General features: G+C 51.4%; 10 protein-coding genes. 6 read left to right on the top strand and 4 right to left on the bottom strand.

The features are described 5' to 3' along the window. Positions 1–21: 21 nt before the first annotated feature. Entirely contained in the window at positions 22–645 is a 624-nt protein-coding gene (locus KK083_RS18200; protein WP_254165689.1) for a hypothetical protein, read from the top strand. A 252-nt stretch (positions 646–897) separates the two neighbouring features. On the opposite strand, the gene KK083_RS18195 is transcribed toward KK083_RS18200, so the two are convergent. Beyond that, positions 898–2,199 (bottom strand): DUF5690 family protein, encoded by a 1,302-nt coding sequence (locus tag KK083_RS18195; protein ID WP_254165687.1) that lies wholly within the window; start codon positions 2,197–2,199, stop codon positions 898–900. Beyond that, positions 2,183–3,031, bottom strand: a complete 849-nt coding sequence (locus KK083_RS18190) for a histidinol-phosphatase (protein ID WP_254165685.1) — start codon at positions 3,029–3,031, stop codon at positions 2,183–2,185. The genes KK083_RS18195 and KK083_RS18190 overlap by 17 nt, the downstream gene beginning before the upstream one ends. A gap of 318 nt (positions 3,032–3,349) precedes the next feature. Between KK083_RS18190 and KK083_RS18185 the strand changes: the two genes are divergently transcribed. Beyond that, complete coding sequence (locus tag KK083_RS18185; protein ID WP_254165683.1) at positions 3,350–4,480, top strand: alkaline phosphatase family protein; 1,131 nt, start codon at positions 3,350–3,352, stop codon at positions 4,478–4,480. Between the two features lie 46 nt (positions 4,481–4,526). Next, positions 4,527–5,426, top strand: coding sequence for a patatin-like phospholipase family protein (locus tag KK083_RS18180; protein WP_254165676.1), 900 nt, complete (start codon positions 4,527–4,529; stop codon positions 5,424–5,426). 170 nt (positions 5,427–5,596) lie between these two features. Here the strand turns inward: KK083_RS18180 and KK083_RS18175 are convergent, their stop codons facing one another. Beyond that, positions 5,597–6,865: a hypothetical protein gene (locus tag KK083_RS18175; protein ID WP_254165674.1), complete on the bottom strand. Its 1,269-nt coding sequence runs from the start codon at positions 6,863–6,865 to the stop codon at positions 5,597–5,599. A gap of 241 nt (positions 6,866–7,106) precedes the next feature. Continuing rightward, entirely contained in the window at positions 7,107–9,488 is a 2,382-nt protein-coding gene (locus KK083_RS18170) for an ABC transporter permease (RefSeq protein WP_254165672.1), read from the bottom strand. A 182-nt stretch (positions 9,489–9,670) separates the two neighbouring features. Here KK083_RS18170 and KK083_RS18165 point away from each other — a divergent pair, with 182 nt between their 5' ends. The 3 genes from KK083_RS18165 (at position 9,671) to KK083_RS18155 (ending at position 14,289) form a co-directional block, all read left to right on the top strand. Next, the gene (locus tag KK083_RS18165; protein WP_254165670.1) at positions 9,671–12,616 is read left to right on the top strand and encodes a ligand-binding sensor domain-containing protein; all 2,946 of its coding nucleotides are present in this window, start codon (positions 9,671–9,673) and stop codon (positions 12,614–12,616) included. Then, positions 12,600–13,232: a response regulator transcription factor gene (locus tag KK083_RS18160; RefSeq protein ID WP_254165669.1), complete on the top strand. Its 633-nt coding sequence runs from the start codon at positions 12,600–12,602 to the stop codon at positions 13,230–13,232. Before KK083_RS18165 ends, KK083_RS18160 begins: the two co-directional genes overlap by 17 nt. 631 nt (positions 13,233–13,863) lie before the next feature. After that, positions 13,864–14,289: a carboxypeptidase-like regulatory domain-containing protein gene (locus tag KK083_RS18155; protein ID WP_254165667.1), complete on the top strand. Its 426-nt coding sequence runs from the start codon at positions 13,864–13,866 to the stop codon at positions 14,287–14,289. The last annotated feature ends 97 nt before the right edge of the window (positions 14,290–14,386 follow it).

The raw sequence follows: 14,386 nt of genomic DNA, 5'->3' as shown, positions 1-14,386 counted from the left end.
AGCGGGTAAAGAGGTAAAGGTATGAGGCTGCACGCATTTATTCTGATCGCATCCGTTCTTATCACATCACTTATTTTCGGATCGTTACAGGCACAGGCCGAAGACTGGTATCAGGGGGCACTGGTGCTGAAATCAAAAGAAACACTGAAGGGAGAGCTTGCCGTGAGGTACGACTATGATGTTGTGCTTTTCAGGTCGGGCAACGAGCTCACGGTGTATCCCGCGCACAAAGTTCATTCGTTCTATATTTATGACGACACGCAGGAGCGCAATCGCCAGTATGTTTCACTTCACCTTACCCTTGGCGCCGCAAAGATGCATCAGTTCTATGAAGTGATGCTGGATGGATACGTGAGCGTTTTGAGGAGGGAGCACGTGGTATGGTACTCCGTTCATTTAGAGACCGTGGACTACGATTACTACGTGAAGAAAGACGATGTGCTCACCATCATGTACAAGTTCAAACGCAAGGTACTTCCCGAGCTGGAGCGCTCATCAACCGAAAATCTCAACGCCTACATCCGCAAGAACAAGCTCAGCCGCACCCGGCTCGACGATGTGGTCCGCATCATCGATCGTTTCAATCAACAATATGTGAACAAAGCTCCCCTGGCGATGGGAGGTACTGTTTCTTATGCGCAGTAGAGTGCTGGTTCACGCAAATACAGGTTCACGCAAAGAGACGAAGAAGCGCAAAGCACGCAAAGATGTTTTTACGTTTGACCGTATAGACCTTTAATGCGCAGAGCGTAACCTTGGTAGAGCGTCAGCGAAACCTTTGCGCTCTTCTGCAATATTAATTAAGCGATTCACGAAATCTGAGCAGTTCAGAGGAAGTACTGTCTGCATTTCTTGCATTTTCCTTTGCGGTCTTTGCGTGATTGTATTTCCATTCGATCAGGACTTGGTACCCGCACCCATTTTTCTGTGCTTCCAATGAAAGTAGATCATGGACCCTGCAATAAGCAAGGTGCCGGTCACAGAAAGCGCGTAGCCTCCGCTGATGAAGAACTCAAGCCAGCTCAGGTTGGTGTAGCCAGATTCCTTGAACACCAGAACGCCGATGCTGCCCAGGTAACCGAATGCGTCGGCTACGTACATGATAAAGCCGACGGTACCTACATACCGGAAGGCGGCGATGAGGCGGTCGAAAAAAATGCTGTTGAAGGGAACGTAGCCCAGGTAGAGTCCTGTGCCGATGAGGATCATCCAGAGTGGTGCATCGATGACCTGGTGTTCGAAGAGTAGCGTTCCGGCGCCGACCATGATCATGCCAATGATGATAATGAGGTGGTTCACCATCAGTGCCGTCTTGTTATTGCGAATGACCATGATGCTGCCCATGATCACCAGCACGGCGATGGACACCGGTGTTTCTGTGCGGGTGTAAATGCCGGGCAGGTTTCCGTAGCCCAGGGTTTTCCAGACATCCGAAGCGAAGTTTTCCCTGAAGTCGCGGAAGGCGGTCAGCAGCATGTAAGCGAGCACAAACAAGACGATGCCTGGTAAAAAGGTGCTGATGAATTTTTTGCGCTCCACCTTGTCCATGGGTTGGCGTTTAGTGCGCAGCTCCTCATCCAGCGACGACGGTGCCGGAATTTTATCGAGCATCCACAAAAAGATCAGCAACGGAACGAGGAACACACCACATGCGGCCAGTGGCATCCATGTTTCCGATACACCCCAGTCGCGCATGAGGTATGCGCCAACAGAACGGCACAGGCCCGCAGAAAAGATAAAACTTACGGAGAGCGCGGCGCCCAGCACTTCCGTCATTCGCCTGCCTTCCAGGAAACCGAACACCATGCCCCAGACCAACCCTAACGGGAAACCGTTCATGAATAAGAAGATCAAATTGTAAGGACGGGGCACGATGGCGAACAGGAACCATGCGGCGCCCGCGATAGCCACCATCAGCAGGATGCCCGACGTACGCGAATGTGCCTTGAGCTCGGCAATGAACCGGATGCCGAAGAACTTGGCCATGGCATAACCGAACACCTGGAAGATGACAAGCCAGAACTTGTAACTATAACCGGCGTAAGTGATGCCTTCAAAAGTTGCCGCGGTGAATGTTTTGCGAAAGGCATAAATGCAGGTGTAAAGACAGAAGGCGGCAACCGAAGCGTAGAGGGTGAACCAGAAGGCGTTGGTGCGACGAAGTTTTTCTGTGATGAGCGAACTAATATACGAGGCCATCCGGGGTTAAGGTAACAGGTTGCCATGATCCATCCCTCAATATGGAGATTTTTCTGAAACCTATTGCTACCAGTAGTGGAGCCATCTGTTCGAACTGATTCACGAGGTCTTTCGGATGGTGGGCGTCGCTGCTGAGGGTGATGGGAATGTTCCGCCGGAGGATCTCTTCCAGCATCCAGGGACTCGGATACGGTGTGGTGGATTTTTTCTGGTACAGGCCCCGCGTGTTAACTTCTACGATCATGTCTGAACCTGTCACAGCATCGAGTGTTTTGATCACCTCGTCACGGTACCACGCATCACCTTCATCGAAGAACTTGTTGCCCTGGTTCTGGATCTTGATCTTGTCGATGTGACCCACTACCTCCGGTACAGCGTTGACGATCATTTCGCGTGTGAGCTCAAAATACCGTGTAATGGCCGCACGGATATCATTGCCGAAGATCGCTTCCAGTCCGGAAAGAAAAACGGTATGCGAGCCATCGATCTCCCAGGGTTTGCCGTCAGGAAACCGGTCGATGAAATGAACGGAGCCGACGGTGTAATCCAGCAGTGGCCTGAAGTCGCTGGGCGAAACCGTGCCCGGAATGTAATCGACCTCCATCCCCTTGTAAAGCTGAAGCGACGGCTGTTCCTTTTTCAATTGCTCGATGTTATCAAGGTAAGCCCTCACGTTCTCTTTTTTCATACACCAGCTGCAGTCGAACGGAACCGGGGCATGCGACGAGAACCCCAATGAGGTCACACCGTTGGCAACAGCCTGTGCTGCATAATCAGACAATTCACCAACGCCATCGCAGTAGCGGCTGTGGGTATGACAGTTAAACCACATTTGGAGTTATTTCGGAGTTTTAGTTTCAGAATAAAGGTAGGGTTTGTTTCGGAGGAAAAGAAGTCAGGAGCCAGAGTCAGGAGTCAGGGAACGTCCAGGTAATAGAGAATGGGTGACGAATCCAAGCCCAGAGGTAAGCGGTGGTTAGGGGATGCTTTGTCGTCACCAAACTCATAGCCGGAAATAGCTGGTTCAACGCCCTGCACTTCTGACTCCTGGCTCCTGACTTCTGGCTTCTATTTTCCAATACACCGCATCTATCGAAGAAGAATAAGCAGGTACGGTTTTTGGTTCGATGAATCAGGAAAACAGTAGTTCATGAGATTTCTTTTGTTCATTGCCACACTCCTCCATATCAGCGTCGGTATCCAGGCACAGGTACCGAAAACGAAGAACGTTATCATCGTTACGCTCGATGGTTATCGCTGGAAGGAGCTGTTTGAGGGCACTGATCCCGATATACTTTTTAATAACAGATATGTGAAAGATACTTCCGTATGGCGGTTTGCCGGAAGGTCGGCGCAGGAGAGCCGGGAGCAGCTCATGCCTTTTTTCTGGAATGTGATCGCCGCGAAGGGGCAGCTCTATGGCAATCGAAATTTTAAGAGCAAAGTAAATTGTGCCAACCTCCGCCTGTTCTCTTACCCGGGGTACAGCGAGATGCTGGTGGGATTTCCTGATCCTTCCGTAGCTTCTAATGATAAGATCGAAAATCCCAACGCCACGGTGCTTGAATTCATTCATGCCCATGACGGTTTCAGAAACCAGGTTGCCGCTTTTACAACGTGGGATGCCTTTCCATTCATTATCCGCGAAGAACGCTCCGGCATACCGGTGAACAGCGGCAAAGATGTGGCAGAAGGAGAGATCTCTGAAGCGGAACAGCGGCTGAACGAAAAGCAGGCGAAGCTGGGAATGCCCGTGCGGCCGGATGCCATGACGTTCCGGTATGCGTTCGAGTTTATGAAACGGGAGAGGCCACGGGTGGTGCTGCTGAGTTTCGACGAGACCGACAGCTATGCCCACAAAGGCCGGTATGATGAATACCTGAAGGCCGCACACAAGGCCGATGGCATGATCGGCGAGCTCTGGCAATGGATCCAGTCAACTCCCGGCTACAAAGACGAGACCACGTTGCTGATCACTACAGACCATGGCCGCGGCAGTGGCAAAAATAACTGGCGGAAACACCGGCTGATCACCCCGGGCTCGGGCCAGATCTGGTTTGCCGTGATGGGTCCCGATACACCACCCTTTGGCGAAATGAGATTCAAAGCCAAGTATTATCAGAAACAGGTAGCCAAAACGATCGCCGCCTTCCTCGGACTCGACTACCTGAACAATAAACCCGTTGGTGAAGTGGTGCAGACCATGATGGCGGTGGCCGGGCATAATGCCAACAACGCTTCCGCGGATACAGGCACCGGTGCACAGAGCAGCAATAAATAGGCTACCGCGTATTTCTTCGAAGCGGCATTTTGACTATCTTGGTCACATGCCACAAGGGAATATTTGTCTGGTGCTGGGAAGCGGTGGTGCGCGTGGAATGGCGCATATCGGCGTTATTGAAGAGCTTATAAAAGAAGGTTATAATATCAAGCAGGTTGTTGGTTGCTCCATGGGCGCCGTAGTGGGCGGGATCTATTGCGCCGGGTACCTCAGCGAATATAAACACTGGCTCATCAGTCTTACCAAGCTGGAAGTTTTCCGGTTGCTTGACTTCACATTTTCATCACAAGGATTTGTAAAGGGAGAAAGGGTCTTCAAAGCCATTGAACAACTTATTGGCGACCATCAGATTGAAAACTTCAGGATTCCCTTCATCGCGGTAGCGGCAGACCTCATCCAGAAACAGGAAGTGCATTACAGGACTGGTAGTTTGTTCAAGGCACTAAGAGCGTCTATCGCCATACCCAGTGTATTCACACCTGTGACCGAAGGCAGGTCACAGCTCGTTGACGGAGGCGTGCTGAACCCGTTGCCGCTGAACCTGGTCTGCAAAGAACAGGGTGACCTGGTGGTGGCAGTGAACGTCAATGCCAACATTCCGCCGCCTCGCCTCGCAGCGCCCGTGGTGAACCAGGAAAGAGCGGCATACCTGAAGATGCTCGACGCCTTTCGCATGCAGTTTCTCAAGACCGATCCAAAACAGGAAGAGCAGGTAGAAAAATTCGGCTTCTTCGATCTCATGAACAGATCGTACGACCTCACCCTGGATCGCCTCACCGACCTGATGATCGACGTCCATAAACCCGACCTCGTGGTGAATATCTCACGCGATGCCTGCGGTGTCTTTGAATTCTATCGCGCCAACGAGATCATCGAGGAAGGACGCAGCGCTTTCCGGAACGCCTATGAACGGTTGCCGGTTGCCGGTTACCGGGTAGCGGGTTGAGAGTCGTCTGACCACTGCTTGTGCGCGGGCGGCGGCGCAGTGGTCTGACAACTGGCGCGGAGTTTCTTCCGTGCGCAAAAAAAAACTCATTCGTAGCAACACCTCGATGCGGAAGTTTCTTCCGCGACCCAGACCAAACCGGCAACTGGCAACCGGCAACAATTAACAATCTACTTTTTCAACCCAACCTTCAATATCACCACATCCTGTAGCTCATTCGTTGGTTTTAGCTTGTTCGCCTTGTCATATCCTGACCACAGGCTGTTGGCTACATAATAGAAGGTATCGTTGATCCTGCAACCTGTAGTAGGCTCATTGAACGCGGGATGCGCGCGGTCTATGATGGAATAGCTTGTAAGCCTGTCGTGCGTATCATTCAGGTAATACCGTGTTACGCGCATGGGTGTCACGCCGTTCTGAATGGCCACAAGCGAATTGTTGTAGTACGTAAGGCCGTCGATGGATTTTAACGAGAGCGGAAAATCTGCGGGCAGGAACGTCAGCGTTTTGTTTTGCATATCGAGCCTGAAGATGCCCTTGATATAGTCGGCGATGAACAGGTATTTGCCATCATCCGAAAAGGTGATGCCCTGAATGTTCCAGAACTCGGGAGACGTAAAATAGGGCTCCAGTTGTCCGCTGCGCTCATTCACCGTGAAGATGATGTTGTTCCTGCTGTCAGGAATAAAAACAATACCTTTGGAAGAAAGCACCAGGTCGCCGAAGATTGGTTGCTTGGGCACGCGAGGTGAGTACCGGGTCAGGAGCTTTCCTGTGCGAAGATCATATTTGAATACGGCAGGCGTGTGGGTTGAATCAAAACCCTCCATCTGCGGCACGGGAGCAGCACACGCCCAGAGAACTTTTTTGGCCGCATCCACCTTGATGCCAAACACCGAGGTAAGTCCGTCCTGTCCGTCGGTGGTAAAGTCGCGGCTGTTTCCCTTTTCGTCAACCCGTACGATCTTGCTCCTGTGAATGCTGCCCAGGTAAAAAACACCTTTCGATTCTCCGGGTGCGATGGTCTCCACATGTAAGGTGCGGTCTTTCACCACAAAGGCTGTATCCGAGTGTACGATCGGCTGCTGAAGCTCCTGCTGCAATATCTTGAGCTTTTCGAGATCTTCTCTTCCGTTCAGCGATGCCAGGTCCTGGTGTGTGAGGTCGTACGCTGCGTTGACCTGGATCGCCCTGGTCAGCCAGGTGATGGCCTCTTCCGGTTTGTTGTTCAGCGCCGCGGCAAGACCCGCCTGGTACAGCACGCCCTGGTGATAGGGGTGAACCTTGTGCGCTTCCAGCATCAGCTCATAAAACCGCTGGTGATCACCCGCCTTGTAAGCTTCACGTGCTTTGGCAAGAGCCTCCGGCAGCGCGTTTGGTTGCGCGATCGCCGGACATATTCCCATCGCTAACAGACCGATCAGTAGAAGTTGTTTCATGGTGTTGAAGATAGGGTGACGGGTGTTAGATAACAATAACCCAGTTAGCGTCATAAGTCCGATATTCTGAGCGCAGCATGTGCGTTGGCTTTTGAGCGAGCGAAGAATCCCCGAATTACAAGGTGCGTACCATGAATCCATGCTTACGAATTAAGTACACACTGGCCGATCCGGGGATCCTTCGCGCCCGCATTCCCCAACGCAAACCACTGCTCAGGAAACCGGTTTCACCAGGGGTGGACTACTCGTTCCTCAACGTCCGCGCAGGATCAACCAGCGCAGCCTTGATCGCCTGGTAGCCTGCAGTTCCGAGCGCGATGGTGATGCAGATGGACGATGCGATCACGGTAGGCCAGATGCCGATGTCTGTTTTGTAAGCAAAGTCGTCCAGCCACTGCGACATCGCCCAGTAAGCCAGGGGCAAACCCAACGCGATGGCAATGAGCACGAGCTTGGTGAAATCTTTGGTGATGAGCACAACAATGCTGCCTGCCGTGGCGCCCAGCACTTTTCTGATGCCGATCTCTTTTGTCTTCTGCGCGGCTGAAAAAGAGACGAGGCCCAGTAATCCCAGACACGCAATGATGATGGCAAGGGTGGCAAAGATTATGAACACGGTGCCCATCCGTTGTTCGTTGGCATACAGTGCGCTGTATTGCTGATCGAGGAACTCGAAGTCGAACGGCCTGTGCGGGATCACGCTGGCGCAGATGCTCCTGATCTTGTCAAGGTTTGCGGCTACATCGCCTTGTGGCATCCGGATGAAGACTTTGTTGAACTGTTGTTCCGGGAATATTGCCAGCGGACCGATGTTCTCGTGCAGCGATGCAAAGTGGAAGTCCCTGACCACGCCAACGATCTCGCCCCTTCGTTCACCGATCGTCACTGGCATTCCGATAGCATCGTTGGCATCGATGTACAACGCTGTCAAAGCACTTTCATTCAAAATGAACACGTAAGCGGTATCTTTCTGTGCACGCTCCAGGTCCGCTTTTGTGAAATTTCTTCCCGCAATGATCTCTATTCCCATGGCTGGTATATAACCCTCGTCTGCCACCAGACCCGTGGTGTTGATGCCCTGCGAGTCGTCTGTGGTAATCGAGTAGCCCCCCAGGATATTCACGGGTGATTCGGAGCCCCTGCCCACATGGACCGCTGCACCGCTGCGTAGCAGTTCCGTGCTCAGGCTCTCGAAGGCCTTGTTAGTCTCGGCATCCAGCGACAAAATGATCGTATTCTCACGGTCATATCCAAGCTTCTTGCCTTGAATGAAGTCCAGCTGCCTGACAATGATCAGTGTGCCCGTGATGAGCACTACCGAGATACCGAACTGGATCACTACCAGCGATTTTCTCAGCCAGATACCCCGTCCTGAAGTTCTGAAATTACCCTTGAGCACACTCACCGGTTTAAAAGACGCAATGGCCAGGGCAGGGTATGCGCCGGATGCCATGGCGATGGCCACAAGGGCCACGATCGACAACGCTGCAAACGAAGGCTCGAACAGGATGGCGGCGCTGAAAGTTTTCCCCGTAAGCTCATTGAACAACGGTAACATCAGCAGCGCAAGCATGTAAGCGAAACAGAAAGCAAATGTTGTGATGAGCAGCGACTCGCCGATGAACTGAACGAAGAGCTGGTTTCGCAACGCGCCAACTATCTTACGAACCCCCACCTCGCGGGCCCTGTCGGTAGCGCGGGCCGTGGAAAGGTTCACGTAGTTGATACAGGCGATCACCAGCACTAAAATGGCAATGGCGGTGAAAATGTAAACATACCGGATGTCGCTCACCACTTCAGGCTCGCCGTAGAAGTCAGACTTCAGGTAGAGGTCGGTAAGCGGTGTGAAGTTGTATTTAACGTAGTTGCCGCCTGAAACATCGGAGCCCACTGCTTCCTTCACAATGTTGTTGGTCTTGTCAGCCAGCGCCTGAAGATCCGCGTTGGGTTGCAGCACCACAAACGTCTGGTAATTGGCACTCCACCAGCTGGGTTCGGTTCGGCCCGGCGGCATGGAGTGGAACGAAGCGACGAAATCGAACTGAAGCAGCGAGTTCGAGGGTACATCCTTCACTACACCTGTCACAGTATAGTCCTGCACGTTATTCACAAGCAACGTCTTCCCAATAGCGTCTTCGTTGCCGAAGTATTTTCTTGCCATCGATTCGGTGATCACTACGGTGTAAGGATCCGCCAGGGCTCTTCCAGCGTCTCCCTGCACCAGCTCATGGGTGAACACATCAAAGAAGGTGCTGTCGGCAGCGTAGAAATCATTCTCCAGGAAAAGTTTTTCGCCATACTTTACGACGAAGGCATTCCGTGCGGATGGATTGTAAACCCTTACGCCGGTCTCCGCTTCCGGCAGCGTGAGCATGGCGGGAAGCAGTGCGGTGGGCGATACAGCGATGCGTGACACCCGCCCGCCGAAGCCATACTCCAGGGAACCTCGGTAGATGCGGTCTGCCTTCGTATGGAACCTGTCATAGCTCAGCTCATGTGTGATCCAGGTCACCAGGAGGAGGCAGGTGGCAAGCCCCAGGCCAAGCCCCGAGATGTTGATGAGCGCGTAGGGAAAATGCTTACGTAAGTTTCTGAAACTTATTAGAATATAGTTTTTAATCATGCCGTGACGATTTACGTATAATATACCTATTAGACTGACGCACACCGGGGCAGGTTGCAGGCGCGGCATGCCTGTTTTTCGGGCAATTTATGGCAAAAGAATCCCATAAGCTACTGATTATACCGTTGAACGGGGTATTACCTTTATGGTCAAATACTCCTACTTTGTCAATTGATCGATTTATGCGGATTCTTCAGATTGCAGGGCTATTGTTGTTTTGTTGGGTTTCGTCGGCACTCGGCCAGGAATACGCTTATTCTGTACGCAACTACAAAGCGGTTGACGGCCTTCCGCAGTCGCAGGTAAACATCATGCTCGAAGACCGGAACGGCTACCTCTGGATCGGCACGCAGGGCGGTGGACTGGCGCGGTTCGACGGAAGAAAATTCACGGTATACACCACACTCGATGGGCTGCTGAGCAACATCATCAGCTACCTCAAGCTGGATGAGGATCAGAACCTCTGGATCGTTCACCCCCGCGGCATCACCAAATTCGATGGCATCCAGTTCACCAAATTCAGGCAGCCCGGCTCGCCCCTCAACGCGCGCAGGATCAGGCGCATCTTCGAATACCGTGACACACTGTTCTTCACCTCCGGCCAGGGAGACCTGGGGAAGATCTATCACGATTCAGTTTACTATTGGGCCAAACCTTTTGCTAGAAGGCTGCTCGTTCGCTATTGCCACCTGAACCCCGACCGCGAGATCATGATGTACCTCAGTGACAGTACCTTCTTCGTGCGGTCACACCGGGGCGACTATGTGCTGGGCCACAAGCGCGAGTTCAACAGGCTGCAGGCAATGTTCAACTACGACAGGAAAGTATGGCTTCGCACCGACAGCGGATTTTTTACGGTGGATTTCGAGCAACGCAAATTTCTCCGGAGCACCCTGCCCATCAGGAACCACGTACTCTTTTATGATGCCGTGAACGATGTGTTCTGGACACGCCACGCCAATTTCCTCCTGAAGGAAAAGATCACCGAAGGCGCCGTGAAGATCGATACCGTGCTCAGCGACATCGACGTTACGCAGGTGCTGGTGGACTCAGAAGGCAATACCTGGTTTGCCACCGCCGGAACAGGATTGTATAAATATTTTATCCAGGACTTTGACCGCTGCAGCTCTGAAAACCTGAAGAGCGTGTGGGCGATCCTGAAAGACAAGACCGGTGCAAGCTGGGTGGGCTCCAATACCAAAGGGCTTTGGAAGATCCATCAGGGCAAGGTTCATTCTTATGTAGATCACAAGGAGCCATACCGGAATGAAGTGTATTGTCTTGCCGAAGCCCCCGATGGAACCGTGTGGGTGGGAACCGGTTATGGCCTTGGAAAGTATGACAGGGATACGGATTCATTCACGTGGTATACCCGCGACGATGGCATGTCTAACGCTTCCGTCTGGAGTATAGAATTCGATGCCGAGGGAAAGTTGTGGATCGGCACGTTCAGCGGAGGTGTGAATTATTTCGATGGCACCACCTTCAGGGCTTACACCATCCGCGACGGACTGAGCTCCAACACCATCTACGCCTCGCACTATTCGATCCCTTACAAGACACTGTTTATCGGGAATGAATTCGGGGTCTCCACCATCTCCGGTGGCAGGATCCAGTCGTTGGGAATCTCAGGCATCGAGAATACTTCTGTAACCTCCATCAACGCTTACCAGGATTCATTGCTGCTCATTGGCACGGGCGGCGCTGGGGTAGCGGTATTCAACCCACGAACCCATTACAAAAAGATCCTGACCACACACCTCGGCCTGGCCTCCGACTTTATCTATTTTGTGGCACCCGATCAGCAGAACTACATCTGGATCGGCACAGAGAAAGGCATCACCCGCATCAGGCTCAACCATCAGCTGGAGATCGTGGAGAACCTTCACTACGATTACGATAACGGACTGACGGGTGTGGAAACCAACTTCAACGCATTCCACTTTTCAGGCAACGAAAAATATTTTGGCCTCATCGATGGTGTTTACCAGTTCAACGATCTGAAACAGGATGGCAGGCGGTCGTTTGACCTTCACCTGACCGATATTCAGCTGTCGTACGGAGAACACTCCATTCGCAACTATGCCGATAGCCTAATGGGGTTTTTCAAGATCCCTTACAATCCGCAACTGCCCCCGGAGAAAAATCACATCACGTTCCACTACAACCGGGTGGATAAGCGTTATCCGAAGTCTGTCCGGTTCAAATACTTCCTTGAAAATTTTGACAAGACCTGGTCGCAACCTTCTTCGAATACCGAAGTAACCTATAGTAATCTGCCTCCGGGCAAATACGTTTTCAGGGTCATGTCTACAGACAACCAGGGCAGCTGGTCGCCTGCGCAGGCCTATGCATTCTCGGTGAAGACGCCGTTCTACCAGACAGCATCGTTCATTGTGGGGGTGTTCATTCTTTTCGCCGGCGCTGTTACGCTGGTGTTGTACCTGAGGGTGAAGCAGCGTGTGAACCAGGTGATGGTGCTGGAGCGGATCCGCGCCAAGGAGCAGGAGACCCTGCGCAAGGAGATCGCCCGCGACTTTCACGACGAGATGGGAAACCAGCTCACGCGCATCATCAACTACGTGAGCCTGCTCAAGCTCAATGGCAACGAAAATGGCCATGATCTGTATACCAAGGTTGAGGACTCAGCCAAATATTTGTATACCGGTACACGGGACTTTATCTGGTCTATCGATCCGGGCAACGACGAGCTCTCGAAGCTCTTCATTCACATCCGCGATTTTGGCGAGAAGCTGTTCGAGGAAAAGAATATCAGCTTCAGGGCCTTTAACGAGGTGAAGGAGCGGACCAAGCTTCCTTACGGTTTCAGCCGCGAGGCGAACCTGATCTTCAAGGAGGCGATGACCAACGCCTTCAAGTACTCCGGCGCCAGGAACGTGACCTTCTCACTGAACCGTGAAAAAGACGATTTCGAAATGTGCCTGGAAGACGATGGTGTAGGGTTTTATACCGGTGATATACAAAAATCGAACGGTCTTAAAAATATTCGCGAAAGAGCCGATAGGATACACGCTGTTTTGCGTATACAGAGTATCAAGAATCAGGGGACGAAAATCGTTCTCAATTTTAAGCTCAATAAAACACTAAAGTATGGCCTTGCCTTTTAAGAAGAGAGTACTGATAGTTGAGGACGATCAGGAGATCAGGAACAGCTTCAGTCTGATTGTGAACAGTTCGCAGAAGTTTATGGTGATCAATGCCTACAGCAACTGCGAGGATGCGATTGACAATATTAACCGCGACAAGCCCGAGATCATCCTGATGGATATTGAGTTACCGGGTATGAACGGGATCCAGGGTACAAGGATCATCAAGGAGAAGAGTCCTCACTCCGAGATCATCATGGTTACCGTATACGAAGACAGCGAGCTGGTGTTTGAAGCGCTGAAGGCCGGTGCCTCTGGTTACATCACCAAGAGCGCCAACTACATGGAGCTGCTCACCGCGCTGGAGGAGATCGTAAAAGGTGGCGCACCCATGAGCAGCCGTATCGCCAGAATGGTCATCGACAACTACCATGTCAATCCCAATTCTCCCCTTACCAAGCGGGAAACAGAGATCCTGCAGCTGATCTCGGAAGGCAAAACCTACACACAGATCTCGGAAGAATTGTTCATCTCAAAAGAAACCGCAAAAACGCATATCAAAAATATCTACTCAAAATTGCAGGTCAACAGCAAGTCAGAAGCCATCGCGAAAGCAAACCTGGAAAAGCTCATTTGACAAGTCTAAGGGTTAAGGTTTCAAGTTTGAAGTTTGAAGTTTCAAGTTTGGAGGTTCTGAAATCGGCAGTCGTTCACTCGAATAACTTTAAACTTTAAATTTTAAACCCCCCACGGTTTTCAAAAATCAACCTTAGTGGGTGATAGAAAATCTCTCATCGTAGACAAACTTTGTAACAACATCCTTCATCATACACGTAGAAATTTCTTCATAAGTTTAGGTTAATGAAAATTTCACTCGAAGGATCTGCCCCTCAGCCGGAGGGGCTTTTTTTTGACAATGGTCCCGATAGCTATCGGGATAAGATGTTAGATATGAGACATGAGATAATACCTCCCGGTGACTCTGTGTCCGTGCACGGTCTCGGGTCTCAAATCTCAAGTCTTACATCTCATATCTAAATTCTTAACCCGGAAAGGGTTATTTTTTTAATCACCGTTCTCGCTGCAATATCGCCCGCAGAAAAAGCGCACGCAGGTTTATTTTGCCAGTCCATTTCCAGAGAGGTGATTCTTGTGGTTGTTAAATACCCATGAATACGTCATTTTTTTTGGCCTTTGTTTTTTCAGCTTTGAACGGTGTCCCCCAAAGTGGATGATCAATTCATAAAAAGCAAACCCTTTGTTGATGTATGTTTAAAGGTACGAAGTACGTCCCGATAGCCATCGGGATAAGAGGTACGATTGAGCCACGTTCACACCGTATGGTGCTACTGATCGTATTGATCTCATTATTACAGGTAACAACGGCCCTGGCACAGGAGCGAACTGTTTCGGGCAGGGTCACAGCCGCCGAAGACGGATCCGAGCTGCCGGGAATCAACGTGTTGGTAAAAGGAACTGCCATCGGTACGGTGACCGACCATCACGGCCGGTACTCCCTCACGGTTAAATGCAGTGGCAGTGTGCTTGTCTTTTCACTCATCGGATACATCACCGTTGAACGTACTGTCGGCGGCGCTTCCGTGATCGACGTTCAGCTGGGCGATGATGCGAAACAACTTTCTGATACGATGGTCACCGGCCAGGACGGCGGAATAGAACGATGCGGCGGTTAGAAAAGGACCCAACGTTGCAGCTGATTTTTTCCCTGGCAGGCCATCCGTTGTGCGCAACGGTAACGAAGAATACGGTATGCTTCAGGTGCGATGATAC

The sequence above is a fragment of the Chryseosolibacter histidinae genome (genome assembly GCF_018598225.1).
In the GTDB taxonomy this organism is placed as follows: Bacteria; Bacteroidota; Bacteroidia; order Cytophagales; family Cyclobacteriaceae; genus Chryseosolibacter; species Chryseosolibacter histidini.
This window is presented reverse-complemented; position numbering and strand designations above follow the sequence as displayed.

Coding starts and splice junctions, on each gene's coding strand:
- KK083_RS18200 (WP_254165689.1), top strand. CDS start 22: ATGAGGCTGCACGCATTTATTCTGATCGCATCCGTTCTTATCACATCA.
- KK083_RS18195 (WP_254165687.1), bottom strand. CDS start 2,199: ATGGCCTCGTATATTAGTTCGCTCATCACAGAAAAACTTCGTCGCACC.
- KK083_RS18190 (WP_254165685.1), bottom strand. CDS start 3,031: ATGTGGTTTAACTGTCATACCCACAGCCGCTACTGCGATGGCGTTGGT.
- KK083_RS18185 (WP_254165683.1), top strand. CDS start 3,350: ATGAGATTTCTTTTGTTCATTGCCACACTCCTCCATATCAGCGTCGGT.
- KK083_RS18180 (WP_254165676.1), top strand. CDS start 4,527: ATGCCACAAGGGAATATTTGTCTGGTGCTGGGAAGCGGTGGTGCGCGT.
- KK083_RS18175 (WP_254165674.1), bottom strand. CDS start 6,865: ATGAAACAACTTCTACTGATCGGTCTGTTAGCGATGGGAATATGTCCG.
- KK083_RS18170 (WP_254165672.1), bottom strand. CDS start 9,488: ATGATTAAAAACTATATTCTAATAAGTTTCAGAAACTTACGTAAGCAT.
- KK083_RS18165 (WP_254165670.1), top strand. CDS start 9,671: ATGCGGATTCTTCAGATTGCAGGGCTATTGTTGTTTTGTTGGGTTTCG.
- KK083_RS18160 (WP_254165669.1), top strand. CDS start 12,600: ATGGCCTTGCCTTTTAAGAAGAGAGTACTGATAGTTGAGGACGATCAG.
- KK083_RS18155 (WP_254165667.1), top strand. CDS start 13,864: ATGTTTAAAGGTACGAAGTACGTCCCGATAGCCATCGGGATAAGAGGT.